This is a genomic window from Streptomyces lincolnensis (assembly GCF_001685355.1).
GTDB classification, from domain to species: Bacteria; Actinomycetota; Actinomycetes; order Streptomycetales; family Streptomycetaceae; genus Streptomyces; species Streptomyces lincolnensis.
On record NZ_CP016438.1, the window covers coordinates 1,639,017 to 1,664,901 of the forward strand.

Sequence of the window (25,885 nt, forward strand, 5' to 3'; positions counted from 1 at the left end):
TCATGCACGGACGCCGGGCGGTGGGGCACCCGGGTATACAACGTAGACCAGCCTAGACGGCACGACAATCATTTTCAATAAGCCAGCGCGGACCGCGATCGGTCGCCAACCTGTGACGGCGATCACTTCCAGGAATTTACTAGGACGTCCTAGTATCTCTGGTGCCAGCAGTACCCGCCCTGTCCGGGAAGGCTCCTCATGAGCGACCTGCACCGACCTGTGCACCCCGTCCGCCTGGTCACCGCATCGGCCCTGTTCGACGGGCACGACGCGTCGATCAACATCATGCGGCGGATCTTCCAGTCCCAGGGTGCCGAGGTCATCCACCTCGGACACAACCGGTCGGTGCGGGAGGTCGTGGACGCGGCGCTGGAGGAGGACGCGCACGGCGTGGCCGTGTCGTCGTACCAGGGCGGGCATGTGGAGTACTTCGAGTACCTGGTCGAGTCGCTGCGCGCGCAGGGCGCGGACCATGTCCGTGTGGTCGGCGGCGGGGGCGGTGTCATCGTGCCCGAGGAGATCACCCGGCTGCGCGGCAGCGGGGTGACCATCTTCTCCCCGGAGGACGGGCAGCGGATGGGCCTCGCCGGGATGGTCAACTCGGTGGTGAAGGACTGCGACTTCGACCTGTGGGACGCCGGGCCGGCCGATGCGGCCGCCGTGCTCGCCGGTGACCGGTTCGCGATCGCCCGCGCCGTCACCGGCGCCGAACTGGGCAAGCTGGCACCGGAGTTCCTGGAGCGGCTGCGCACCTCGGCGGCGGCCCGGCCGGTGCCGGTGCTGGGCATCACCGGCACCGGCGGTTCCGGCAAGTCGTCCCTCACCGACGAGCTCGTCCGTCGTTTCCGCGTCGACCAGCAGGACAAGCTGCGGATCGCGGTGATCGCGGTCGACCCGACCCGCCGCAGGGGCGGCGGCGCTCTGCTCGGCGACCGGATCCGGATGAACTCCCTGGACGGGGACCGGGTGTTCTTCCGGAGTCTGGCCACCCGTGGCAGCCGCGAGTTGCCCGAGCATCTGTCCGAGGTGATCGACGTCGTGAAGGCCGCCGGGTTCGACCTGGTGATCGTGGAGACGCCGGGTATCGGGCAGGGCGACGCGGCGATCGTGCCGTTCGTCGACACCTCGCTGTATGTGATGACGCCGGAGTTCGGCGCCGCCTCGCAGCTGGAGAAGATCGACATGCTCGACTTCGCCGACGTCGTGGCGATCAACAAGTTCGAGCGGCGCGGCGCCAAGGACGCCCTGCGCGACGTGGGCCGTCAACTGGTCCGCAACCGCGAGGCGTTCGGCATGCGGCCGGAGGACATGCCCGTGTACGGCACCTCTGCGGCCACCTTCAACGACGACGGTGTCACCGCGCTCTACCAGCATCTGAGGTCGTCCCTCGCCGGGAAGGGGCTGGTGCTGTCCGAGAGCGCGCTGGCGCCCGTCGACGTGCGCCACTCCTCCGGCATCCGCCAGGTCGTCCCGGCGGACCGGGTGCGCTATCTCGCCGAGATCACCGACACCGTCCGCGCCTATCACACCGACACCGACCGGCTGGCGGAGGCGGCCCGGCGGGTGCAGCGCCTGGAGGCCGTCCGGGGGGAACTCGTCGAGGCCGGCTCCGACGCCGCGAACGTCGAGTCACTGCTCGACGGCGCCCACAGGCAGCTCCCGCACGACGTCAGGGCGCAGATCGGCGGCTGGCCCGCGGTCGTCGCCGCCTACTCCGGCGACGAGCAGGTGGTGAAGGTCCGGGACAGGGAGATCCGCACCCCGCTGACCCGCGAGTCCCTGTCGGGCAACAAGATCCCCCGGGTCGCCCTGCCCCGCTTCACCGACCACGGGGAGCTGGTCCGGTTCTGGCGCCGGGAGAACCTGCCGGGCCGCTTCCCCTTCACCGCCGGGGTGTTCCCCTTCAAGCGCGACGGCGAGGACCCCGCGCGGATGTTCGCCGGTGAGGGCGATCCGTTCCGCACCAACCGTCGCTTCAAGCTGCTCTCCGAGGGCCAGCCGGCCACCCGCCTGTCCACCGCCTTCGACTCGGTGACGCTCTACGGCCGTGACCCGGACGAACGCCCCGACATCTACGGCAAGGTCGGCACCTCCGGTGTGTCGGTGGCCACGCTGGACGACATGAAGGCGCTCTACGACGGCTTCGACCTGGTCGCTCCGACCACCTCGGTCTCCATGACGATCAACGGACCCGCGCCGACGATCCTGGCGTTCTTCCTCAACACCGTCATCGACCAGCAGAGCGAGAGGTTCCGCGCCGCCGAGGGCCGCGATCCGTCACCGCAGGAGGAGGCCGAGCTGCGCGCCCGTGCGTTGGCGAGCGTGCGCGGCACGGTGCAGGCGGACATCCTCAAGGAGGACCAGGGCCAGAACACCTGCCTGTTCTCCACCGAGTTCAGCCTGCGGATGATGGCCGACATCCAGGAGTGGTTCATCGCGAACAAGGTCCGCAACTTCTACTCGGTGTCGATCTCCGGCTACCACATCGCCGAAGCGGGCGCGAACCCCATCAGCCAGCTCGCCTTCACCCTGGCCAACGGCTTCACCTACGTCGAGGCCTATCTCGCCCGCGGCATGGACATCGACGACTTCGCGCCGAACCTGTCGTTCTTCTTCTCCAACGGCATGGACCCCGAGTACTCCGTCCTCGGCCGGGTCGCCCGCCGGATCTGGGCCGTGGCGATGAAGGAGAAGTACGGGGCCAACGAGCGCAGCCAGAAGCTGAAGTACCACGTCCAGACCTCCGGCCGCTCCCTGCACGCCCAGGAGATGGACTTCAACGACATCCGCACCACCCTCCAGGCCCTCATCGCCATCTACGACAACTGCAACAGCCTGCACACCAACGCCTACGACGAGGCCGTCACCACCCCCACCGAGGACTCCGTCCGCCGGGCCCTGGCCATCCAGCTGATCATCAACCGGGAGTGGGGCCTGGCCATGAACGAGAACCCGCTCCAGGGCTCGTTCGTCATCGACGAGCTCACCGACCTGGTGGAGGCGGCCGTCCTCACCGAGTTCGAGCGGATCAGCGAGCGCGGCGGGGTGCTCGGCGCCATGGAGACCGGCTACCAGCGCGGCCGCATCCAGGACGAGTCGATGCTCTACGAGCAGCGCAAGCACGACGGCACGCTGCCCCTCGTCGGCGTCAACACCTTCCGCAACCCGCACGCCGACACCGCCGAACCCGGCGCCATCGAACTCGCCCGCGCCACCGAGGACGAGAAGCAGTCCCAGCTGGAGCGCGTGCGCACCTGCCAGTCCCGCCACCGCGACCAGGCCCACGCCGCCCTGACCGCGCTGAAGGACGCGGCGATGGAGGGCCGCAACGTCTTCGCCGTCCTCATGGACGCCGCCCGGGTCTGCTCACTCCAGCAGATCACCGACGCCTTCTTCGAGGTCGGCGGCCAGTACCGCCGCAACGTCTGACCCCGGCTCCCCCGGGTCAGCCGGCCCGGCGTGTGTGGGCTTCCGCGAGGAGCAGGTAGCTGCTCGCGGTCCAGGTGTAGGCGCGGTCGCGCAGGCCCCGGCCCGTGAGGGCGTCGAAGTTCTCGGCGAAGCCGTGGGCCTCGCACAGGGCGCGGAAGCGGGCGCTGATGTCGTCAGCGAGCCGGTGGTGGCCGGCGCGGCGCAGCCCGTCCTCGACGAGGACCGTGGCGGGGGCCCAGATGGGGCCGCGCCAGTAGCCGTCGGCGAGGTAGTGCGGTGAGGTGGTCAGCTCGGTGGCGAGGCCGTACGGCGTGAGGTGGGCCTTGATGTGATCGGCCAGGGCGCTGCCGACCTCGACGGGCAGGTGCTCGCCCAGCACGATGGGCATGAGGTCGAGGAGGCTGGAGCTGCTCCAGGTGTCCCCGGTGGAGACGCCCCGGGCGACGAACCGGTCGCCCTTCCAGAGCTGCGCGAGCAGCGCCGTCTGGATCTCGTCCGCCGTTCCGGTCCATCGGCGGGACTCGTCCGGTCTCTCCAACTCTCGTGCCAGATCGGCCAGTTCGTGGAGCTGGAGGACGAGGAAGGCCGACAGGTCGGCGGTGGCGACGACCCGCTCGGGGTCGAAGGTGGTGGCGTTGTCCCAGCCGCTGTCGTTTCCGTGCTGGTAGTGGGCCAGTTCGGCGCCGGGGGCGCGACGCTCGGTGAGCCAGAAATCCGTCCAGCGTGCCAGCTTGTCGTAGGTCTCGGCCAGTTGGGCCCGGTCGGGGGGCGTGGGCAGCCGGCGGCGGAGATGGCCGAAGGTCCAGCCGTGGATGGGCGGTTTGACGAAGTTGTAGAGGACCTCGGAGTGGGTGACCGAGTCGGGCAGGGCCCCGCTGTCGTCCTGGTGGTCGAAGGGCAGGGCGAACTGGTCCAGCGCCAGGTCGGGACAACCGGCCGCCAGGGCGAGGGCGTTGAAGCAGTGGTCCCAGCTCCAGACCTTGTCCATCCAGTGCTTGGACATCAGCACCCCGGGCCGCTGCACCAGGCCCGCGGGACGCACGGTCGCCGACCAGACGACGTAGGCGGCGAGTTCGGCGGCCGGGGTGGCGGACGACCGCCAGGGAGCCACCGTGTCGACGAACTCCGTGAACGACCGCCGCGCCGACTCCACGACCTCGTCGAAGGTGACCGGGGACGTGAACCGCGGGCGGGCGGTGTCGAGTTCCTCGATGGCGATCTCCCAGTCACCGTCGCCCCGTCCGGCCAGGGTGAGACCGCGGTCGGCGCTGCCCAGCGCCTGGGCCCCGACGGTGTCGGCGACGGTGCCGGACAGCACGGTGACGCGGTAGCGACGGCCGGTCTCGTACGACGTGAACACGTGCGCGTCGGCGGCCGGGTCGTGGAAGAAGTACGTGCCGCTGAACGGGGTCAGGGCCTGGGCGGCGGCGGTGACGGCCATGCCCAGGCCGCTCCCCCGCAGGCGTACGGTGTCCGGCGACTCGTAGGCGAGATCCACCCGTCCGCCACCCTCACCGGTCCAGCTGAGCAGGCCCGGTACGGCCCGCAGACCGCTCTCGGCCCGGCCGCCCGTCACCGGGTCCAGGGGGATCAGGCGCAGGACGCCGTGCATGCCGTTCTGGTGGGAGACGAGGTGCAGGTCGTCGGCGTAGGTCTTCTCCGCCACCACGGGTGAGATGTCGAACCAGGAGCCGTGTGTGCTGAACGGGATGTCGTGGACGGAGAAGGCCGGGCCGGACGGGGCGGCGGTCATGAAGAGGTACTCGTTTCTCGAGCAGGGATCGTCAGGGACACGGGGATGGCCCTGGGGAGTCAGTCCTTGACGGCACCGGCGGTCACGCCCGCGGCGATGTAGCGCTGGGCGAGGACGAGGATGACCGCGGCGGGCAGCGAGGCCACGACGGCGGTGGCCATGATGGCGTTCCACTCCTGGTTGTTGTTGCCGATGTAGTGGTAGATGCCGAGGGTGATTGGCTCGTGGGCACCGCCGTTGACGAGGGTGCCGGCGAAGACGAAGTCGGACCACGACCACAGGAACGCGAACAGCGACACCGTGACGACGGCGTTGCGGCTCATCGGCAGGACGACCGACCAGAAGGTGCGCAGCGGCCCGGCGCCGTCGGTCTTCGCGGCCTGGAGCAGTTCGCCGGGGATGCCGGACATGAACGCGGTGAAGATGAGCACGCCGAAGGGGACGGCCAGGGTGGAGTCGGCGATGATCAGGCCGGGGACGGACTGGAGCATGCCGAGGCTGAGGTAGATGGCGTAGAAGCCCATCGCCATGACGATGCCGGGGATCATCTGGGCGGCCAGCAGGACGAAGTTCAGGACGCCCGCGCCGCGCGGGCGCAGCTTGGCCAGCGCGTAGCCGGCCGGAGCGGACAGGGCCACCGTCAGCACGACGGTGCCGAGGCCGACGACGAGGCTGGTGCCCAGGTAGGGCAGCTGCTCGTCGAGGACGGTGCGGTAGCCCTCCAGCGTGCCGTGCAGCGGCACCAGGTCCGGCGGACTCTTGCGCATGTCCCGCTCGGGGGTGAGGGAGACGTTCACCATCCAGTAGACGGGGAAGAGCATGATGCCGGTCAGCAGCAGGCCGACGGCCGTCTTCCACCACGTACGGCTGGGGGCTCGGTTCATGACAGCGCCTGCTTTCGCTGGGCCCGGACGTAGATCAGGCCGAAGACCAGCGCGGCGACCACCAGGAGGTTGCCGACGGCCGCGCCGGGTCCGAAGGCGGGCAGCAGGTTGCCGAAGCCGAGCTGGTAGGACCAGGTGGCGAAGGTGGTGGACGAGTCCGCCGGGCCGCCCCTGGTCATGATCCAGATGATGTCGAAGACCTTGAGTGTGTAGATCAGGCCGAGGAGCAGGGTGATCGCCGACACCGGCCGCAGCAGCGGGACGGTGATGCGCCAGAAGCGCTGCCAGGCGTTCGCCCCGTCGAGGGCCGCCGCTTCGTACAGGCCGGCGGGGATGGACTGGAGGCCGCTGTACAGGACGACCAGGTTGAAGGGGACGCCGATCCAGATGTTCGCGATGATCACCGAGGTCAGTGACCAGTCCGGCGAGGTCAGCCAGTTCACCGGCCCGACGCCGAAGGCGTTCAGGAAGGCGTTGACCACACCGGAGTCGCTGTTGAGCATCCACGACCAGGTGGAGGCCGACACGATCAGCGGCAGCAGCCAGGGCACCAGGAACAGGGCGCGCAGGGTGGCGGAGAGCCGGAAGTGCTGGTGGAAGAAGACCGCGAGGGCCAGGCCGATGGCGTACTGGAAGACCAGGCACACGGCGGTGAACACCACGGTGTGCAGCAGGGCCGGGGCGAAGGCCGGGTCGTCGAAGACGGTGAGGTAGTTCTCGATGCCCGTGAAGGGCGCGTCGCCCTGGACGAAGGAGCGGACGGTGTAGTGGCGCAGGCTGAGGTCGATGTTGCGGTAGAGCGGATAGGCGTAGAACAGGACGAGGTAGAGGGTCACGGGGGCGAGGAACGCCCAGGCGGCCCACTGTGCGGAGGGCGGCCGGCGCCGCGTCCCGGCGCCGCTGTCCCGGGGTGGGGCCGCGGCGGCCGGGGCGCGCTCGGACCGGTGGTCCGGCGGGTGGGTGGTCTGTTTCATCGGGCTCACGTCACTTGGCCGCGTCCTGCGCCGAAGTGAGCGCGTCCTTCGGCGACTTGGACCCGCTGAGGGCGGACTGGACGGCCTTCCACAGCTGCTCGGAGATCTTGGGGTACTGGGTGCCCAGGTTGTCGCTGGTGCGTCCCTTGGCCTTCTTGACCGCCTCGACCCAGGGCTGGAGCGCGGCGTTCGCCGCCACCTGCTTGTCCTGGACCTCGGTGGTGGGGGCGACGTAGGACAGGGTGGTGTCGGTGTCGTACAGGTTCTGGGTGCTGGTCAGACAGGTCGCGAGCTTCTGGGAGGTGGTGTAGCGGTCGGTGTCGTCCTGGACGGGGAGGGTGACGAACTCGCCGCCGGTGGGAGCGGCGGCGCTGCCGCCCGCGGCGGCGGGGACGGGCAGCACCCCGTACTCGAAGCCGGCCTTCTCGGCGCCCGCGAGCTGCCAGGTGCCGTTCTCGGCGAACGCGAAGTCGCCGCCGGCGAACTCCTGCCAGCTGGTGGTCTGGGTGTTGTTGAGGACCGAGTTCGGGGCGTAGCCCTTGTCCAGCCAGCCCTTCCACAGCGACAGCGCGGAGACGGCCTGGTCGGAGTCGAGCCGGGTGAGTTCGGCGTCCGCGCCCCAGAACCACGGCAGGAACTGGAAGCTGCCCTCCTCGGTGCCGATCGCCGAGAACGTGATGCCCTTCTTGCCGGCCTTCTTCACCTTCTCCAGCGCGGCCGTCAGCGAGGGCCAGTCCTTGACCGAGGCGATGTCCACCCCGGCTTCCTTCAGCACGCTCTTGTTGTAGTAGAGGGCAAGGGTGTTGGCGCCGATCGGGGTGCCGTAGGTCTTTCCGTCCGACTGGCCGGCCGCGAGCAGGTTCGGGTCCACCTTGGAGGTGTCCAGCTTGTTGTCGTCGGTCGTGGTGAGCACGCCGGCCTCGGCCAGCGTCGACACCACCGGGTTGTCGACGACGAGGACGTCCGGGGAGTTGCCCTGCTGGGCGGCGAGCAGTGTCTTGTTGGCCAGGTCGCTGGTGTCGTAGCCGGTCCGCTTGATCTTCACGCCGGCCTTGCCGCCGCAGTCGTCCAGCAGCTTCGTCCAGGCCGAGTCCTTGGTGAACTGCGGATACGGGTCCCAGACGGTGAAGGTGCCGCTGTCCGCGCCCTTGGCGCCGCTGCTGCCCGAACCGGAGGAACAGGCGGTGCCGACGACGGCGACGACGGTCGACACGGCCACGGCTGCGAGGAGTCGTCTGGAGGAACTGTGCATGGCAGATCCTTCGTTCTCGGCACACGGGTGCCGTAGGAGGGGTGACACGGGAGGAAGCGGGCACGCCGAACGACGACGGTGAGGGATGCGCGCCCGGTAACAGGAAGGGGTTGCGGGGAGCCGTGCTGTGGGGTCAGGAGTCCGGCGTCGGGGCGGGTCGTCCGCCGGTGGCGGGTCCGGTGCTGCTCCGCAGCGAGATCGGCGGCGTGAGCAGGTGGTGCCGGGGCGGCGCGTCGGGATGGTCGAGCCGCTCGATGAGCAGGTCGACGGCGTGCCGGCCCATCTCCGCCGCCGGTACGTCCGCCGCGCTGAGCTGCGGGGTCACCGTCTCCGCCCACCGGGCGGCCACGACTCCGGTGACGGAGAAGTCGCGCGGCACATGACGGCCCGCCTGGGCGAGCCCTCGGTAGAGGCCGCCCAGAGCGGCCTCGTTCAGCGTGACCAGGGCCGTGGTGGCCGGGTCGTCGTCCAGGATGCGTTCCAGGCACGCCTGGCCGGAGGCCGCGTCGTCCCCGCAGCAGTACGTCCGCACCGTCAGCCCGCGCTCGGCCGCGGCCTTGGTGAAGCCGTCCATGCCCCGGTGGGCCGACTCGTACCCGGCCCGCAGGAGTTGCTCGGGACGGTTGACGAAGGCCACCCTGCGGTGGCCGAGGTCCGCGAGATGGTGGACGCACGCCGCCGCCAGCGCGGTGTGGTCCAGGCCGACCCACCAGCCGCCCTCCGGATGGGCGGTACGGCCGATGGTGACGGCGGGGAAGTCCAGCGCGGCCAGGTGATCGACCCGGTCGTCCTGAAGTCTGATCTCCATCAGGATCGCGCCGTCGACCCGCCGCTCCCCCAGCAGGCGCTGGAAGGAGCGGTCGCTGTCCACACCGCTCGGGGACAGCAGCACGTCGTAGTCACGGGCCGCCGCGGCCTCCACCACACTGCCGATGAAGTCCAGCTGCATCCCCGTGTAGTGGTTCCCGGCCGGCGGGAAGACCAGCCCGATGGTGCTGGTGCGTCCGTTGGCCAGGGCTCGGGCGCTGGCGCTGGGCCGGTACCCGAGTTCGTCCACGACCTGCTGGATCTTCCGGCGTGTGTCCTCCGACACCGGTCGCTTGCCGCTGAGGGCGTAGGACACGGTGCTGCGTGAGACACCGGCCCGCCGGGCGATCTCACCGATGTTCACGGGGACTCCTTCGTCGAACCGGTTCACCTGCGACCGATTGTCGAACCGGTTCGCGTGAAGTGAAGGTAGGAACTGCCCCGACGCCTGTCAACACTTCCGGCGCCACTTCTTCGGACCTGGCGGGAGGCCTTCAGAAGCTTGTGTCGAAGGGATTGCTGGCCACGCTTCCCGGTGCTAGCTTCCCGAACCGGTTCGATGAACTGATCCTTCCGACGCCCTTCGGCCCGTTCCGACCCCGCTTCGAAAACACGGGCTCGACCTCTCCCCGCCCTGACGAGCCGCTTGCCTCCGCTCACCTCCGCGGCACACCAGATCGAACCGGTTCGACACCCGCACACCGCACACCCGCACCCCAAGGATTGAGGACGCGATCCATGCCATCCGCTGACAGATCCGCCCGGCGCCGGTTCCCGGCCGCCGTGGCACTGACGCTCGGCGCGGGCCTGCTGGCCGCACCGGCCGTCCCCGCCCACGCGGCCGACACGCCCCCGCCCACCGCCCGCTACACCTTCGACCAGGACGACCTGGCCTCCGGCCGGATCACCGACAGTTCCGGCAACGGTCTGACGGCGAGTCTGGTGAACGGCTCCACCGCCCAGTCCGTCGCGGGCGCCGACGGCGGCATGGCGCTCGCCCTGCCGGGCGGGGCGTCCACCTCGAACGGCGCGTACGTCCGGCTCCCCCGCGAGATCCTCGCCGACGCGACCGACCTGACGGTGTCCGCCCGCGTGAAGTGGGGCGACGACAAGTCCGCCTGGCAGCGGATCTTCGACCTGGGCACCAACAACACCAAGTACCTCTTCACCACCCCGTCCAACGGCTCCGTGCTGCGCACCGCCGTGACCACCGGCGGAGGCGGCGCGGAGGCGCAGGTCAGCGGCTACACACCCCTCCCCGCGAACGAGTGGCGGACCGTCACCGTCACCCTCGACACCTCCGCCGGCCGGGTCACCACCTACCTCGACGGCGTGCCGGTCTCCTCCGCCGAGACCGGCGTCAAGGCCAAGGACCTGCTGGACGGTTCGGCCACGGCCGCCGGCTACATAGGCAAGTCCTTCTGGCCGGACCCGCTGCTCAAGGGCGCGGTCGACGACTTCACCGTGTGGCACACGGCGCTCAGCCCCGAGCAGGTGGCCGGTACGGTCGCCACCGTGCCCACACTGCAGGAACTCTCCAAAACGTCCTTCGAGGTCCGCACCACGACCGGTACCGCCCCGTCCCTGCCCGCCGCCGTCCGTGCCACCTTCTCCGACGGCTACGACCGTGACACCCCGGTCACCTGGGACGCCGTACCGTCCGACAAGTACGCCCGGCCGGGCACGTTCACCGTGGCGGGAACCGCGGCCGGACGCGCCGTGAAGGCGACCGTCACCGTGGTCCGCGAGGGCCAGCTCACCGTCGACCTCGGCTCCGACACCGGCGCGTTCCACGGCGGCGCCTCCGGCACCCTCTACGGCGTGTACGGACCGGACGTGCCCACCAACAACCTCATCGAGGGCATGGGCCTGCGCACGGTCTCCACCAAGGCGCAGGACGGCCCGCAGCACCCCGGTGCCGACGCGCTGGAGGTGGTGAAGCCGCTGGCCGACTCCACCGACGGTGACGTGTACATCTACATGACCGACATCCACCGCGGCTTCCCGTACCAGTGGCCGGGCGGCACCCCCGAGGAGAAGGTCAAGCTCTACCGGGAGAAGGTCGAGAAGCAGGTCGACCAGGTCCTCAAGCTGCCGAAGGAGTACCAGGACAACGTCGTCTTCGTGCCGTTCAACGAGCCCGAGGGCAACATGTTCGGTACCGGCGAGTGGAGTTACGACAAGGTCAGCTGGCTCGACGACCCCGCCGACTACTTCGCCGCCTGGGACGACTTCTACAAGCTCATCAAGAGCAGGATGCCCGAGGCCCGCATCGCCGGCCCCAACACCAGCATCCTGTACGACCAGGTGAAGGGCTTCCTCACCCACGCCCTGGCCGCGGGCACCCTCCCGGACGTCATCACCTGGCACGAGCTGAGCCACCCGGAGGCGGTGCGCGCGAGCGTCGCCAAGTACCGGGCGTGGGAGAAGGACCTGTTCAAGGGCACCGACAAGGCGGGCACCGAACTCCCCGTCAACATCAACGAGTACGCCTTCAACTACCACACCTCGGTGCCCGGCCAGATGATCCAGTGGGTGTCCGCGATCGAGGAGTCGAAGGTCGACGCCGACATCGCGTACTGGAACATCGACGGCAACCTCTCCGACTCCGCGGTGCAGTCCAACCGCGGCAACGGCCAGTGGTGGCTGCTGAACTCGTACGCGTCGATGAGCGGCCACACGGTGCAGGTGACCCCGCCGTTCCCGGGCGAGAACTACACCATGCAGGGCGTCGCCACGCTGGACGAGAAGAAGAAGCAGTCCCGGCTGATCTTCGGCGGCTCCACCGGCAAGGGGCACGTCACCTTCGACAACGTGCCGAAGAAGCTCTTCGGCGACCGTGTGCACGCGTGGGTGAAGGAGATCGAGTGGAGCGGGCAGGTCGGCGACAACTCCGGCCCCAAGCTGCTCGCGGAGCAGAACCTGAAGGTCGGTGACGACGGCACGGTGGTCGTCGACTTCGGCGACGGCGCGCTGCCGAAGCTGAAGGAGTCCTCGGCCTACGAGATCGTCCTCAGCCCGGTCGGCAGGGCGAAGGACACGCAGTCCCCGCCCGTGCGCTGGAACGGCTCGTACGAGGCGGAGGACGCGGCCCACACCGGGACCGGCTACACGAAGAACGGCCCGGAGGGCTCGCCCCGTGACGTGTCGAAGTTCTACACCTCCGGCGGCTACGACGTGGGCGGCCTGCGCACCGGCTCGGACCTCACCCTCGACTTCACGGTGGACGTGCCCGAGGACGGCACCTACGACCTGAGCGTGTTCGCCAACTCCCTGAACACCTTCGACAAGGTGAAGGAACAGGGCCCGACCAACGTGTTCCTGCGGGTGGACGGCAAGGCGGACAGCGAGCAGGAACTGCACCTGCCGCTCGGCTACAAGTGGGTGGTGTGGGACCACACCGACACCAAGGTCGAACTCACCAAGGGCAAACACACCCTGACGCTCGCGGCGCGGAGCGCCGACGGACAGCGCGCCACCCAGGGTGACGCCATCGTCGACCGTCTCACCCTCACCCTTCCCTCCGCCTCGGCGAACACCCAGGTGTACGAGGGTGAGCTGGCCTGGCTGACCGGCGGGGCCCGTCCCGCCTACGACCTGCCGAAGCGGGCGGCCGGCGGATCGGGCGCGGCCCGGCTCGCCAAGGGCCAGACGGCCACGTTCTGGGTCTACTCACCCGCCGACCGCGAGGCCACCCTCAAGGTCGACACCCTCGGCGGCTCGGGCGCCCGGCTCTCGGTCAACGGCCACGACGTCCTGCGCCTGGGCAAGGGCACGAGCGGCGTGGCGGTGTCCCTCTCGGGTGGTGTCAACAAGGTGACCCTGACCGGGGGTTCGTCCACCACCCTCGTCGACCGCCTGCGTGTCACGCCCACCGAGGGCGCGCTCCCGGCGCGTACCTACGAGGCGAAGGACGCCAAGCTCGCGGGCTCGGCCACGCTGACCCCGCTCTCCCTGGCCACCGCCGGGACGGCCGTCACCGGCGTCGGCGGCGACCCGGGCAACGGCAACACCGCCACCTTCACCGTCACCGCCGACCGCGCCGGCCTGTACGCGCTGCGCGTGCGCTACTCCAACCCCGAGCAGGCCGAAGCCACCCACTACAACCCGGACCCGCTCGCCCGGCACGCCGACATCAGCGTCAACGGCGGCGAGACGCGGCGCGTCGGATTCCCGCACAGCTTCCACCAGAACAACTTCTGGGAGCTGACCATCCCGCTCCAGCTGAAGAAGGGGCAGAACACGATCACCTTCCGCTCCGAAGAGCTCCCCAACTTCGACGGCACCAGCTACGCCTCGGACACCTTCCCCGGTGTACCGCTCCGCTCGCGCTACGCGCCGCTGATCGACCGGATCACCGTCGCTCCGTACGCCCGGGAGGTGCGATGAGCTAGCGGCCGCCCGGGTCCGTCCGTCGGGACGGACCCGGGCGGCCCCATGCCCGTGCCCAGTGGCCGGCGGCTGCCGCGGCGTTCCCGTTTCTGTGGGGTTCAGCGTTCGAACTTCCAGAAGACCTTCGGCTCGGTGGGCTTCCCCTCGACCTCCACCACGCTGACGGGGATCTCGATCCGCCCGCCGTCGCTGTGCGCCGTGCAGGTCTCCCGTGCGCCGACGACCGCCGGGAGGTGGGTCGGGCAGGACACGTCGTGGATCTTCCGGCCCACCCACGGCAAGGGGTGGTACCAGCCCTCGACGCGGCTCTCCAGGATGGTGTGGGGGACGGCGGGGTGCCCGTCCACCGTCACGTACATCCCGGTCCGGACCAGGTCGAGCGTGGTGTGCTGCAAGTCCTTGGCGGCGAACACGTGGGTGAACCCAGCCCCGACGGCGGCCACCGCGATCGCACCGCCGACCGCGCCGACGACGAAGCCACTGTGCCGCATCACGTACTCCTGAGAACCGGGGGAAGGTGGCTCCAGCCTCCCCGCCGGTCCGCCCGCGCGCCTCGGCCATACGGCCACCCGCACCCGTAAGGACGGCCCGCTGCCTCGGCCGTTCGACCGATCCCACCGCCGACGGCCCCGCATACGGTGATCGGCATGAAACCCGTCTCCGCCCGAGGCTGCGCCTGGGGCTTCGCCGTCGGCGCCCTGCTCATGGCATCCGCCGTCGACCTGGCCGCCGCGGCCGACTCGCGGGGCTCGGTGGAGGCGGTCGTCGTCGTCCTGGTCACCGGTCTCGCAGCCGTGCTGTGGCCGGCCCGGACGGGGGTGCCTCCCGCGCCCGCCAGGCCGTGGGGGAGGCCGCCGTCGCTGACCGTGCCGCTGCGCACCGCGGTCCCGGCACTCGCCTCGGCCGCCTACACGGTGGCCTCGGTCTGGGCCGCCCGGCGTGCCCCGTTCGGTCCGGGCGAGGTGGCGATCCTGCTGTGCCTGCTGTTCGTCGCGGTCCGGCACTGCCCGCTGCGGTGGGCCCTGGCCTGCGCGGTCCTGGACGGCGCCGCCCTGCTCGCCACACCGACCCGCCTCTTCGGGGTCACCGCGCAGGAGACGCGGGCCCTGATGCTGGTGGGCCTGGCCCTGGCCGGCCTCACCGCGGGCCTCGCGGGCTATCTGCGCTCCCTCGACTACCGTCGCACCGTCGCCGTCACGGAGACCCGCCGCTCCGAACGCCTGGCCATCGCCGCCGACCTGCACGACTTCGTCGCCCACCACGTCACCGGGATCCTGGTGCAGACGCAGGTGGCCCGCATGATGGCCGCCGACGGGCCGGACGGACTCGACCCGGTCCTCGCGGGCATCGAACGCGCGGCCACCGAGGCCCTGGCCTCCATGCGCCGCACGGTCGGCGTGCTGCGCGCCACCGGAACGGAGCCGGGCGGCCACCGGCCGGTCGGTGATCTGGCGGGCATCGGCGAACTCGTCGACGGCTTCGCGGCCCCCGGTCAGCGGGTCACCCTGCACCGCGATCCGTCGGTCCCGGACGACCTGCCCCACGAGGTGCAGGCCGCCGCCTTCCGGGTGGTCCAGGAGGCGCTCACCAACGTACGGCGGCACGCGGCCGACGCCACCGAGGTCGCCGTCGCGCTGCGCCACGAGAACCGGCGCCTGGAGGTCACCGTGGCCGACGACGGCCGCGGCGGCACCCAGCTTCCCGACGCCGCCCGCGGCGGCGGCTTCGGCCTCGTCGGCCTGACGGAGCGGGTCAGTGCCCTGGACGGCGCCCTGCACTGCGGACCGCGCCCCGGGCACGGCTGGAACGTCCGGGCGGTCTTCCCCCTGCGGTCGGCGTGAAGCATCTGTGCAGGGGCGCCACAGCTTTAAGTCTCAATATTCCCTTTCGGTGTGGCGCCTGTGACAGTGGAGGCAAGGGGAGACACACAACACCAGATCAAGCACCCTGGACACGAGTTGACGCACTACCACCACCCCCGCCCGGTCATGTCCACGCTCCTGGTCCCCGTTCTCGTGGGCACCCTGGCTCTCACCACCGCCGTGATGCCCGTGCTGACCTCCCTCACCGACGCACCGGCCACCGGACAGCAGGAGGACGGCTTCGGCACCTACGTCGTGAAGCTCGACCCCGAGGCCCGGCAGCCGACCGTCTCGGTGCGGCGGCAGCACCGACCCGCTCCCGCGCCGTCCCCGCTGCCGGCGCCGTCCCCTCCGACGGAACACGACGCCGAGTGAGTGCGGCCGGTCCGTGCAACCCCCTCGCAACCTCCCGCGTGCTGCACTCACCCCATGGCCGATGAATCCGCGCACGCCGAACAAGCAGCCCTCTCCCCCGTCGACGAGGTTCCCCGGGTCGAGCTCACCCCCGCGGCCGCCGATCTCCTGAGGCGGCTGCACGACACGCACGGCCCCCTGATGTTCCACCAGTCCGGCGGCTGCTGCGACGGCAGCGCCCCCATGTGCTACCCGGCGGGCGAGTTCCGTACCGGCGGCTCCGACGTGCTGCTCGCGGAGCTGGAGGTGGCGGGGGTCGCGGAGCCGGTGACGTTCTGGATGTCGCGCAGCCAGTACGAGGCGTGGAGCCACACCCGGTTGATCGTGGACGTCGTCGAGGGCCGGGGCAGCGGGTTCTCCCTGGAGGCACCCGAGGGGGTGCGTTTCCTCACCCGTTCGCGGGTCGTCGGCGCCTAGACACCGCGGCGGCCACGGCGCTCTGGTGCACTTCCCCTGAGTCCTGGGACAGTTGACGAGACATCAGGGGGCATCTGTGACGCACCGTCAAAGACGTGGGAGAGCGAGCAGAACGGCACTGTCGTTAGTCGCGGTACTCGGCACGCTGGCCGGTGCGGCCCTGGTGGGGGCGGCACCGGCCGGCGCCGTGTCGAGCAGGGTGGCGCTCGCGCCGGGCGTCGCCTACGAGCGGGTCGACATCCGGGCGGCCGCAGGGGCCACCCGCGCCCATGTGCTCAGTGTCGACCTGCGCGATCCGCGCGTACGCCTGGATCTGCTGTACCCGGGGAAGGTGGCCTCCCGGTCGGTCGTCTCCGCGATGGCCGACGCGGCCGGTGCCGTGGCCGCGGTCAACGGCGACTTCTTCAACATCAGCGAGAGCCAGCACCCGGGTGTCGAGGCGACCGGCGCGAGTGTGGGTCCGGTCGTCTCGCGGGGCCGGGCGCTGAAGGGGGCGGTGCCGGACGGCCAGCGCTTCGGTCCCGCGCTGCCGCCGGGCACGAGCACCGAGGACGTCATCGGTGTCGGCGTCGACCGCAGGGCCCGTCTGGACGGTCTGGCCCTGGAGGGTTCGATCCGCACGCCCGTGGGACGGCTGCCGCTCGGCGGACTCAACCAGTACGCGCTGCCGCAGGGTTCCATCGGCGCCTTCACCTCCGACTGGGGCTCCGCCTCCCGGGTGCGGGCCACCTGCGGCACGGACACGGACCGGGCGGCGCCGTGCAGCACGGACACCTACGAGGTGACGGTCCGCCACCACAAGGTCGTCTCGATGTCCGGCACTCCCGGCCGGGGCCCCATCGCCGCGGGCACCACGGTCCTGGTCGGACGGGAGGCAGGCGCACGGCAGTTGCGGACGTTCTTCGCGGGCGAGCCGGTGAAGGTGGTGCGCCGGCTGGTGGCGTCCGTGTCCCGGGTGCCGTACCGGTTCGCGCTCGGCGGCTATCCGGTACTCAGGGGCGGCAGGCCGCTGCCCGGTCTGGACGCCACGACCTCGGCGGTACGCACCGCCGTGGGCGTCGCGGACGGCGGGCGGCGCCTGCTGCTGCTCGCGGTGGACGGCGCGCCCGCCCACCGCACCGGTCTGACGATCGCCGAAGTGGCGGCGACCATGCGGACGTTGGGCTCCGTGGATGCCTTCAGCCTGGACGGCGGCGGCTCGTCGACCCTGGTCGCCCGCTCCCCCGGTGCGAGCGCGGTCACCGTACGCAACAACCCGAGCGGCGGGGCCGAACGCCCCGTCCCGAACGGGATCGGGGTGTTCGTGACCCGCTGACGCTCACGGTCTGAGGCTGCTGACGATGTCCGCGGTGGCGGTGAGGCCGCCGCTGATGGTGGGCGCGATGCTCGTGCTCGCCAGATAGAAGCCCAGCAGCATGCACACCATCGCGTGGGAGAACTTCAGCCCGCCGCTGCGCAGGAAGACCACCGCCAGGATCACCAGCAGCAGCACCACAGAGATGGAAACGGCCATTGTCGACTCCTCCGCCACGCCGCTTCGTCCGGTTCACGACGTTCGGCCGCAAGTGTGGCGTAGCGGAGGGTTCGTCCGTGCGGATGAGCTGTCCGCCGAACGTGTGGTGTCCTACGCCGACCGGTGGGCGTCGAGGAAGGCCTCGAGTCCGGCGAGGTCGTCGGTGTTGATGTGGTCGACGTCGGCCGCGAGCAGCTCGGTCCACACCGCGTCCCGGGCGGGTCCCGCCACGTCGGGGGTCGCCCACAGCCGCACCCGCTGTCCCCGCGCGTGGGCCGCCCCGACGATGCCGCGCAGCTTCTGCCGCTCGGCGTCGGGGAAGGCGCCGACGCCCGTCCAGGTGAAGTTGAGCGTCCAGTTGTCGGAGATCAGCGGGATGAAGGACGCGGGTGCCGGTCCGCCCAGGTCGGCCAGCCGGCCGTCGTAGAAGGCACGGCGGACGGTCTGGGCCTCCATCGGCGCCCGGGCAGCGCGGTCGCCGGAGATGACGGCCGTGACGGGGCCGGGGCGGACCCGGCCGTGGGCGTAGGTGGTGAAGAGGTGCTTGTACCGCTGGAGATGCCGGTCGAGTTCGAGGTACGTCGAGGAGCCCTCGGTCTTGATGTCGATGAGCAGCTGGAGCGGGCGGCGGTGCCCCCGGTACACGGACCCGTGGTGGGCCCTGACGCGGGCGGCCAGCGGGTCGAGGTAGAGGGATGCGAGGGTGCGGCTCGGGTCGAGGTCCTCGGGGTCGTGGGCGACGAGGAGTTGGCCGCCGACGAGGTAGATGTCGGCCTCGACGCTGCCGAAGCGGTGGTCGAGGGCGTCGAGGAGGGGACGCGGGTGCTCGTAGTCGTTGTGGGCGTGGGCGCGCCACAACGGGCGGCGGTGACGGTGCTGTTCCCCGGCCGCCGCGCGCGAGGCGGGCACGGCGACGGCGCCCGCGAGGGCGGCACCGAAGGTGGTGAGGACTCTGCGGCGGGTCGTGAGGGCCATGCTCTGCCTCCCTGGAGGACCGTACGGGAACGCAGGAAGTATGCGATCCGGGACGGCCACATAGGCAGGGCCGGGAGAGGAGTTGGCCGGACTGCCGCTGTCCGTTCATCTGGTCCGTGCGGGGGACACGGGAAAGCCCGCCCCAGGTCGGGCGGGCTTTGCCGGGTGAACGTCAGGGAGCGCGCAGGTCGACGAGTTCGGCCAGTGCCTCGCGGTGGGCGCCCGCCGTGCCGTAGGCGATCGCGTCGGCCTTGGCCCGCTTCAGATACAGGTGGATCGGGTGCTCCCAGGTCATGCCGATGCCTGCGTGCAGTTGCAGCGCCTCCTCGGCGGCGCGCACGGCGACCGACGCCGCGTAGGCCTGGGCCACGGCGACCGCCACGGCCGTCTCCTGGCCGAGCGGGTCGTTCGCGAGCGCGTCGGCGGCGTTGCGGGCGGCGGCACGGAGACTGACGACCTCCAGCCACAGCTGGGCGAGCCGGTGCTTGAGCGCCTGGAAGCCGCCGACGGGCCGGTTGAACTGCTTGCGCTCCTTGAGATAGCGCACGGTCTCCGTCAACGCCCATTCGGCGAGCCCGAGTTGCTCGGAGGCGAGCAGTCCGGCGGCGGAGCGCAGGGCGCGGCGGACGGCGGGTTCGGCGTCGCCGAGAAGGCGGCCCGGGGCGCCGTCGAGCACGACCTTCGCCACCGGCCGGGTCAGGTCCAGGGACACCTGCGGGGTGATGGTGGCGGCGTCCGCGTCGACCGCGTACAGACCGCCGTCGTCGGCGGGCACCAGCAGCACATCGGCGACGGCTGCGTCCGCGATCGCGGTCAACTCCCCGTGCAGAGCGCCGCCTTCATGGCGTACGACCCGGTAGGCGGCGCCCGCCGGCACGTTCAACGCCACCGCGAGCGCGCCGATCCGCCGCCCGGAGGCCAGCTCGGCGAGGAGGTCGTCGGCGTCGCAGGCCAGCAGGGCTTCTGTCGCGACCACGGCGCTCGTCAGGTACGGCACGGGGGCGACCGCGCGGCCCAACTCCTCCATGACCACCGCGGTTTCGCGGTGCGTGGCGCCCTGGCCGCCCTTCTCCTCGGGCACCAGCAGGCCCGCGAGGCCCATGCCGTCGGCGAGGGCCTTCCAGGCCGCGAGGTCGTGCGGGGTGCCGGACTCGGTGCGGGCGATGACACCGGGCGCGTCGCAGTGGTCGGCGAGCAGATCCCGTACGGCGGACCGCAGCGCCTCTTCCTCCTCGGAGTACAGGAGATCCGTCATCGGGCCAGGTCCTTCCATGCGACGTCCTTGTCGGTGCGCGGCTCGGACGGCAGGCCCAGGACGCGCTCGGCGACGATGTTCAGCAGGACCTCGCTGGTCCCGCCTTCGATGCTGTTGCCCTTGGAGCGCAGATAGCGGTAGCCGGCGTCGCGGCCGACGAAGTCCACCAGCTCCGGTCGGCGCATGGTCCAGTCGTCGTACAACAGACCTTCCTCGCCGCGGAGTTCGACCTCCAGGCCGCTGATCTCCTGGTTGAGGCGGGCGAACGCGAGCTTCATGCCGGCGCCCTCGGGGCCGGGCTGGCCGGCCACGAGCTGTTGGCGCAGCCGCTCACCGGTGAGACGGGCGACCTCGGCGTCGACCCACAGCTTCAGCAACCGCTGGTGGAGGTCGTGGGTGCGCAGTTCGGGCCGCTCGCGCCAGGTCCTGGCGACCGGGCCGATCATGCCGCCCTCGCGGGGCAGCCGCATACCGCCGATGGCGACGCGTTCGTTGTTCAGCGTGGTCTGCGCGACCCGCCAGCCGTCGCCGACCTCGCCCAGGCGGCGGGCGTCGGGAATGCGGACGTCGGTGAGGAACACCTCGTTGAACTCGGCCTCGCCGGTGATCTGGCGCAGCGGCCGGACCTCGACGCCCGGGTCGGTCATGTCACACAGGAAGTAGGTGATGCCCGCGTGCTTGGGCACGTCCGGGTCGGTGCGGGCGATGAGGATGGCCCAGCGGGCGACATGGGCGCTGGAGGTCCACACCTTCTGCCCGTTGACGACCCAGTCCTCGCCCTCCCGGACGGCGCGCGTGCCGAGCGCGGCGAGGTCGGATCCGGCGCCGGGTTCGCTGAACAGCTGGCACCACACCTCCTCGCCGGTCCACAGGGGCCGCAGATAGCGCTGCTTCTGGTCCTCGGTGCCGTACTTGAGGATCGTCGGGGCGGCCATGCCGAGGCCGATGCCGATGCGCCGCGGGTCGTTGTCGGGGGCGCCCGCCGCCTCCAGCTCGGTGTCCACGACGACTTGGAGGGAGCGGGGCGCGCCCAGTCCGCCGAGGCCCTCGGGGTAGTGCACCCAGGCGAGGCCGGCGTCGAAGCGGGCCCTGAGGAAGTCGATCCTGTCGGTGCTCGCGGGCGGGTGTGCGGCCAGCAACTCGGCGGTGCGGCGCTTGAGTTCGGCTGCGTCGGTCATGCCCGGGCTCCTTCCGTCGGCAGGACGGCGATGCGGCCGGTGGTGGTCCCGTCGCCGACCCGCTGGACCGCGGCCGCCGCCTCGGCCAGCGGTACCCGCTCGCTCACCAGCGGCTTGATCGCGCCCCGGGCGGCCAGTTCGGTGAGCTGCTCGTGGCAGTGCCGGACCAGCTTGGGGTTCTTGGTGTTGTACAGGCCCCAGTGCAGGCCGAGGACGGAGTAGTTCTTCACCAGGGCGTGGTTGAGCGAGGGGCTGGGGATCGTCCCGCTCGCGAAGCCGACGACGACGATCCGGCCCTCGAAGGCCACGGCCTTGGCGGACTGGGTGTAGGCCTCGCCGCCCACGGGGTCGTAGATCACGTCGGCGCCCCGGCCGCCGGTGGCCTCCTTGACCGCGGCGATCACGTCCTCGCTCCTGCGGTCGATGACCAGGTCGCAGCCCAGCTCCCGGGCGACGGCGGCCTTGTCGGCGCCGCCGACGACACCGATCACCCGCGCGCCGGCCGCCTTGCCGAGCTGCACGGCCGCGCTGCCGACCCCTCCTGCGGCAGCGTGGACGAGCAGCGTCTCCCCGGCCTCCAGCCGGGCCCGGCGGTGCAGGCCGAACCAGCCCGTCTGGTAGCCGATGTGCAGGGCGGCCGCCTCGGCGTCGTCCAGCGAGTCGGGCGCGGGCAGCAGGGCGGCGGCGTCCGCGACGGCGTACTCGGCGAAACCGCCGTACGGCAGGGCGGGGTTGGCGATGACCCGCCGCCCGTCCTCGGTCTCGCCGCAGATCTCCAGGCCGGGGGTGAACGGCAGCGGGGGCCTGACCTGGTAGTGGCCGCGGACCATGAGCACGTCCGGGAAGTTGACGTTGGCGGCACGCACCTTCAGCAGGACCTGGCCGTCACCGGGCATGGGCCGCGCCACGTCCTCCAGGCGCATCACCTCGCCCGGCTCGCCGTTCTCGTGCACTTGCCATGCCTGCATGCGGTGCCTCCACGGGACTGCGTCGTCGTACCGGAGTCATGACCGGGGTATGACCGGCGTCCACCGCATACTAAGCGGTCGCTTGTCGTGAGGGAACCGTCGGCGTCAGTCGTCTTCGCCACTCCTGCGCCTCGACCGGGCCCGCACGTGCATCCGCTCCCCCTGCGGCCCGAACAGGCTGAGGAATTCCACCGGCCCCTCCCCCGTCGACCCGAACCAGTGCGGCACCCGGGTGTCGAACTCGACGGCCTCCCCCGCGGTCAGCACGATGTCGTGGTCGCCGAGGACCATCCGCAGCCGCCCCGCCATCACGTACAGCCACTCGTAGCCCTCGTGGGTCCGCGGTTCGGGCTCGGCCTGTTCCTGCGGCACCAGGACCTTGAAGGCCTGGAGTCCGCCGGGCTGCCGGGTCAGCGGCCAGTACGTGCGGCCGTGCCGCCTGATCGGCTCGGCCCGCACCCGGGGATCGCGCACCGCGGGCGCGGCCACCAGCTCGTCCAGCGCCACCTCGTGCGCCCGCGCGATCGGCAGCAGCAGCTCCAGGCTGGGCTTGCGCAGCCCCGACTCCAGCCGGGAGAGCGTGCTCACCGAGATACCGGTCGCCTCGGACAGACCGGCGAGCGTCGCGCCCCGCTCCTTCCGGATCCGCCGCAGCCGGGGGCCGACCTCCGCGAGGACCTCGTCCATGCCGTCGTCACTCATGACACCTATTGCAGTTTCAGCAAACATGTTTGTCAAGGTGGCAGTGGCCGCGCGACTGTCTCAGTGGAGGTGGTCACCATGACCGAGAACAACATCGACACGTACGAGGTGGTCGTCGTCGGCGGCGGCGCGGCCGGACTGTCCGCCGCGCTGGTCCTGGGCCGGGCCCGGCGCCGGACGCTGGTCGTCGACGCGGGTGAGCCCCGCAACGCTCCCGCCGCGCACATGCAGGGCTATCTGTCCCGGGACGGGATGTCCCCGGCCGACTTCCTGGCGGTGGGCCGCGAGGAGATCGCCCGGTACGGCGTCGAGCTGGTGCGCGACCGGGTGGTGGACGTGGCCGAGGGCTTCACCGTGGATCTGGCGGGCGGACGCACCGTCCGGGCCCGGCGCCTGGTGATCGCGACCGGCCTGAAGGACGAGCTGCCCGAGGTCCCCGGCCTCGCCGAGCGCTTCGGGCGCGATGTGCTGCACTGCCCGTACTGCCACGGCTGGGAGGTGCGCGACCAGGCGTTCGGCGTGCTCGCCACCACCCCGATGAGCGTGCACCAGGCGTTGATCGTCTCCCAGTGGTCGAAGGACGTGACCTTCTTCCTGCACACCGTCGCCGAGGAGGAGCTGTCGGACGACGACCTGCGCAGGCTGGCGGCGGCCGGGGTCGAGGTGGTGCCCGGCGTGGTCTCCGCACTGGTCACGGAGGACGACCGGCTCACCGGCGTCCGGCTCGCGGACGGCACCTCGCACGACCGCGAGGTGCTGTTCGTGGCACCCCGGGCCGTCCCGCAGACCGATCTGCTGCGGCGCCTGGGCGCGGAGCTGGTCGAGACCCCGTTCGGCGCTTACCCCGTCGTCGACGAGACGGGTCTGACCAGCGTCCCGGGCGTGTGGTCCGCGGGCAACGCGCGGGGCTTCGGCGAGCAGGTCGTGAACGCGGCGGCCGGCGGGTACCGGGCCGGCGCCACGATCAACGGCGAGCTGCTGATGACGGACCTCGACGCGGCCGTCGGGGTGTAGAGCGTCCGCCTCCGGTGCACCATGGCTGCATGCTGTTGACCCGGCTGGCCCGTGTGTCCCAGGAGGTGGCCGCCACCTCGGCGCGCTCCCGGAAGATCGCGCTCCTCGCCGAGCTGTTCCGGGACGCCGAGGCGGCGGACGTGCCGATCGTCATCCCCTATCTCGCCGGACGGCTGCCCCAGGGGCGCCTCGGTGTCGGCTGGAAGATGCTGAGCCGGCCGGTCGCCCCGGCCTCCGAACCGACGCTGACCGTGCGCGAGGTGGATGCCCTGCTCAGCGCGCTCGGCAAGGTCTCGGGTGCCGGCTCACAGGCCGAGCGGGCCCGGCTGGTCGGGGAGCTGATGGGCGCGGCGACGGAGGGCGAGCAACGCTTCCTGCTCGGGCTGATCAGCGGCGAGGTGCGGCAGGGCGCGCTGGACGCGGTCGCCATCGAGGGCCTCGCCCGGGCGACCGAGGCGCCCCCGGCGGACGTGCGGCGGGCCGTGATGCTCGCGGGCTCGCTCCAGACGGTGGCCGAGGCCCTGCTCGCGGACGGCCCCTCGGCGCTGGACCGCTTCCGGCTGACCGTGGGCCGCCCCGTCCTGCCGATGCTCGCCCACAGCGCCTCCTCGGTCGCCGAGGCGGTCGGGAAGCTCGGTGCCTCGACGGTCGAGGAGAAGCTGGACGGCATCCGTGTCCAGATCCACCGCGACGGCGACGTCGTCCGCCTGTACACCCGCACCCTCGACGACATCACCGACCGGCTGCCCGAACTGACCTCGGCCGCACTGGAGTTGCGGGGCGAGCGGTTCATCCTGGACGGCGAGGTGATCGCCTTCGACGAGGACGGCCGTCCCCGCTCCTTCCAGGAGATCGCCGGCCGGGTCGGCTCCCGCGTGGACGTGACCACGGCCGCCCGCACGGTTCCCGTCTCCCCCGTCTTCTTCGACGCGCTGTCCGTCGACGACCGCGACCTGCTCGACCTGCCGTTCGCCGAGCGGCACGCGGAGCTGGCCCGGCTGGTGCCCGAGCCGATGCGGGTGCGCCGCACGGTGGTGGCCGGCCCCGAGGACGTCGGTACGGCGGAGGAGTTCCTCGCCGAGACCCTGAAGCGCGGTCACGAGGGGGTCGTGGCGAAGTCCCTCGACGCCCCCTACAGCGCGGGCCGGCGCGGCGCGTCCTGGCTGAAGGTCAAGCCCGTGCACACCCTCGACCTGGTGGTCCTGGCCGCCGAGTGGGGCCACGGCCGCCGCACCGGCAAGCTCTCCAACCTCCACCTCGGCGCCCGCACCGCCGACGGCGGCTTCGCCATGCTCGGCAAGACCTTCAAGGGCATGACCGACGCCCTGCTCACCTGGCAGACCGAACGGCTCCGGGAACTGGCCGTGGACACCGACGGCCACGTGGTGACCGTACGCCCCGAACTCGTCGTGGAGATCGCCTACGACGGTCTCCAGAGGTCCACCCGCTACCCGGCCGGCGTCACCCTGCGCTTCGCCCGCGTCGTCCGCTACCGGGAGGACAAGCGGCCGCAGGACGCGGACACGGTCGAGACCCTGCTCGCCGCCCATCCGGAGGTACGGCCGTGAAGCGCAGCGCGGGCCTGCTGCTGTTCCGCCACACCGACCACGGCCTGGAGGTGTTGCTCGGACACATGGGCGGCCCCTTCTTCGCCCGCCGCGACGCCGGGGCATGGACCGTCCCCAAGGGCGAGTACGACCCGGAGGAGACCGCCTGGGACGCCGCCCGCCGCGAGTTCCAGGAGGAGCTGGGCCTGCCGCCGCCCGACGGGGAGGCCGTACCGCTCGGCGAGGTCCGGCAGACGAACGGGAAGACCGTCACCGCGTGGGCGGTGGAGGCGGACCTCGACCCGGCCACCGTCGTCCCGGGGACCTTCCGCATGGAGTGGCCCCCGAAGTCCGGCGAGTTCCGGGACTTCCCCGAGCTGGACCGCGTGGAGTGGTTCGGCCTGGACCGGGCGCGGGCCGTGATCGTGAAGGCCCAGGCCGCGTTTCTCGACCGGCTGGCGGAGCACTCGGCCTGAGCAGCCGCGTACGCGTTGCGGTCACCGGCGCGGCGCGGGAAGGTCGAAGCACAGTCAGCTCTTCAGGAGGTCG

21 protein-coding genes are annotated in these 25,885 nt (G+C 71.4%); 9 read left to right on the top strand and 12 right to left on the bottom strand.

Features of this window, described 5'->3' with window-relative positions:
• The first annotated feature begins 198 nt into the window (after nucleotides 1–198).
• On the top strand, nucleotides 199–3,429 hold the full coding sequence (icmF, locus tag SLINC_RS07165; protein ID WP_067428064.1) for a fused isobutyryl-CoA mutase/GTPase IcmF: 3,231 nt from the start codon (nucleotides 199–201) through the stop codon (nucleotides 3,427–3,429).
• Between the two features lie 16 nt (nucleotides 3,430–3,445).
• Here icmF and SLINC_RS07170 read toward each other — a convergent pair whose 3' ends face one another.
• The 5 genes from SLINC_RS07170 to SLINC_RS07190 all read right to left on the bottom strand — a co-directional run bounded on the left by SLINC_RS07170 (nucleotide 3,446) and on the right by SLINC_RS07190 (nucleotide 9,463).
• Entirely contained in the window at nucleotides 3,446–5,182 is a 1,737-nt protein-coding gene (locus SLINC_RS07170) for an MGH1-like glycoside hydrolase domain-containing protein (RefSeq protein WP_067428066.1), read from the bottom strand.
• Nucleotides 5,183–5,241: 59 nt separating this feature from the next.
• A complete protein-coding gene (locus SLINC_RS07175; RefSeq protein ID WP_067428069.1) occupies nucleotides 5,242–6,066 on the bottom strand; it encodes a carbohydrate ABC transporter permease in 825 nt (274 codons plus the stop codon).
• Nucleotides 6,063–7,040 (bottom strand): carbohydrate ABC transporter permease, encoded by a 978-nt coding sequence (locus SLINC_RS07180; protein ID WP_067445124.1) that lies wholly within the window; start codon nucleotides 7,038–7,040, stop codon nucleotides 6,063–6,065. Before SLINC_RS07180 ends, SLINC_RS07175 begins: the two co-directional genes overlap by 4 nt.
• A gap of 10 nt (nucleotides 7,041–7,050) precedes the next feature.
• Entirely contained in the window at nucleotides 7,051–8,292 is a 1,242-nt protein-coding gene (locus SLINC_RS07185) for a sugar ABC transporter substrate-binding protein (RefSeq protein ID WP_067428071.1), read from the bottom strand.
• Between the two features lie 133 nt (nucleotides 8,293–8,425).
• Nucleotides 8,426–9,463 carry a LacI family DNA-binding transcriptional regulator gene (locus SLINC_RS07190; RefSeq protein WP_067428073.1) on the bottom strand — a complete coding sequence of 346 codons (1,038 nt, stop codon included), beginning with the start codon at nucleotides 9,461–9,463 and terminating at the stop codon, nucleotides 8,426–8,428.
• 374 nt (nucleotides 9,464–9,837) lie between these two features.
• Between SLINC_RS07190 and SLINC_RS07195 the strand changes: the two genes are divergently transcribed.
• Complete coding sequence (locus SLINC_RS07195) at nucleotides 9,838–13,488, top strand: LamG-like jellyroll fold domain-containing protein (protein ID WP_067428075.1); 3,651 nt, start codon at nucleotides 9,838–9,840, stop codon at nucleotides 13,486–13,488.
• Between the two features lie 101 nt (nucleotides 13,489–13,589).
• Here SLINC_RS07195 and SLINC_RS07200 read toward each other — a convergent pair whose 3' ends face one another.
• Nucleotides 13,590–13,982: a DUF4333 domain-containing protein gene (locus SLINC_RS07200; protein ID WP_067428076.1), complete on the bottom strand. Its 393-nt coding sequence runs from the start codon at nucleotides 13,980–13,982 to the stop codon at nucleotides 13,590–13,592.
• Nucleotides 13,983–14,138: 156 nt separating this feature from the next.
• Between SLINC_RS07200 and SLINC_RS07205 the strand changes: the two genes are divergently transcribed.
• The 4 genes from SLINC_RS07205 to SLINC_RS07220 all read left to right on the top strand — a co-directional run bounded on the left by SLINC_RS07205 (nucleotide 14,139) and on the right by SLINC_RS07220 (nucleotide 17,499).
• Nucleotides 14,139–15,332 carry a sensor histidine kinase gene (locus SLINC_RS07205; protein WP_067428077.1) on the top strand — a complete coding sequence of 398 codons (1,194 nt, stop codon included), beginning with the start codon at nucleotides 14,139–14,141 and terminating at the stop codon, nucleotides 15,330–15,332.
• Between the two features lie 117 nt (nucleotides 15,333–15,449).
• Nucleotides 15,450–15,728 carry a hypothetical protein gene (locus SLINC_RS07210; RefSeq protein ID WP_225988275.1) on the top strand — a complete coding sequence of 93 codons (279 nt, stop codon included), beginning with the start codon at nucleotides 15,450–15,452 and terminating at the stop codon, nucleotides 15,726–15,728.
• Nucleotides 15,729–15,782: 54 nt separating this feature from the next.
• On the top strand, nucleotides 15,783–16,184 hold the full coding sequence (locus tag SLINC_RS07215; RefSeq protein ID WP_067428082.1) for a DUF779 domain-containing protein: 402 nt from the start codon (nucleotides 15,783–15,785) through the stop codon (nucleotides 16,182–16,184).
• A 76-nt stretch (nucleotides 16,185–16,260) separates the two neighbouring features.
• Nucleotides 16,261–17,499 (top strand): phosphodiester glycosidase family protein, encoded by a 1,239-nt coding sequence (locus tag SLINC_RS07220; RefSeq protein WP_079164446.1) that lies wholly within the window; start codon nucleotides 16,261–16,263, stop codon nucleotides 17,497–17,499.
• Nucleotides 17,500–17,502: 3 nt separating this feature from the next.
• On the opposite strand, the gene SLINC_RS07225 is transcribed toward SLINC_RS07220, so the two are convergent.
• From SLINC_RS07225 to SLINC_RS07250, 6 genes are all read right to left on the bottom strand, one after another.
• On the bottom strand, nucleotides 17,503–17,697 hold the full coding sequence (locus tag SLINC_RS07225; RefSeq protein WP_067428087.1) for a hypothetical protein: 195 nt from the start codon (nucleotides 17,695–17,697) through the stop codon (nucleotides 17,503–17,505).
• A 111-nt stretch (nucleotides 17,698–17,808) separates the two neighbouring features.
• Entirely contained in the window at nucleotides 17,809–18,672 is an 864-nt protein-coding gene (locus tag SLINC_RS07230) for a phosphatidylinositol-specific phospholipase C/glycerophosphodiester phosphodiesterase family protein (protein ID WP_067428089.1), read from the bottom strand.
• A 172-nt stretch (nucleotides 18,673–18,844) separates the two neighbouring features.
• Nucleotides 18,845–19,927, bottom strand: a complete 1,083-nt coding sequence (locus tag SLINC_RS07235) for an acyl-CoA dehydrogenase family protein (protein WP_067428091.1) — start codon at nucleotides 19,925–19,927, stop codon at nucleotides 18,845–18,847.
• Nucleotides 19,924–21,105 carry an acyl-CoA dehydrogenase family protein gene (locus SLINC_RS07240; protein ID WP_067428093.1) on the bottom strand — a complete coding sequence of 394 codons (1,182 nt, stop codon included), beginning with the start codon at nucleotides 21,103–21,105 and terminating at the stop codon, nucleotides 19,924–19,926. The genes SLINC_RS07235 and SLINC_RS07240 overlap by 4 nt, the downstream gene beginning before the upstream one ends.
• Nucleotides 21,102–22,073 (bottom strand): NADPH:quinone oxidoreductase family protein, encoded by a 972-nt coding sequence (locus tag SLINC_RS07245; RefSeq protein WP_067428095.1) that lies wholly within the window; start codon nucleotides 22,071–22,073, stop codon nucleotides 21,102–21,104. Before SLINC_RS07245 ends, SLINC_RS07240 begins: the two co-directional genes overlap by 4 nt.
• 105 nt (nucleotides 22,074–22,178) lie before the next feature.
• Nucleotides 22,179–22,775, bottom strand: a complete 597-nt coding sequence (locus SLINC_RS07250) for a helix-turn-helix domain-containing protein (protein ID WP_067428097.1) — start codon at nucleotides 22,773–22,775, stop codon at nucleotides 22,179–22,181.
• A 78-nt stretch (nucleotides 22,776–22,853) separates the two neighbouring features.
• Here SLINC_RS07250 and SLINC_RS07255 point away from each other — a divergent pair, with 78 nt between their 5' ends.
• Genes SLINC_RS07255 through SLINC_RS07265 form a run of 3 tightly spaced genes read left to right on the top strand, consistent with a single transcriptional unit; the run spans nucleotide 22,854 to nucleotide 25,812 of the window.
• The gene (locus SLINC_RS07255) at nucleotides 22,854–23,789 is read left to right on the top strand and encodes an NAD(P)/FAD-dependent oxidoreductase (protein ID WP_067445126.1); all 936 of its coding nucleotides are present in this window, start codon (nucleotides 22,854–22,856) and stop codon (nucleotides 23,787–23,789) included.
• Between the two features lie 29 nt (nucleotides 23,790–23,818).
• Complete coding sequence (locus SLINC_RS07260) at nucleotides 23,819–25,357, top strand: ATP-dependent DNA ligase (protein ID WP_067428099.1); 1,539 nt, start codon at nucleotides 23,819–23,821, stop codon at nucleotides 25,355–25,357.
• Nucleotides 25,354–25,812 carry an NUDIX hydrolase gene (locus SLINC_RS07265; protein ID WP_067428102.1) on the top strand — a complete coding sequence of 153 codons (459 nt, stop codon included), beginning with the start codon at nucleotides 25,354–25,356 and terminating at the stop codon, nucleotides 25,810–25,812. Before SLINC_RS07260 ends, SLINC_RS07265 begins: the two co-directional genes overlap by 4 nt.
• Nucleotides 25,813–25,885 lie beyond the last annotated feature (73 nt).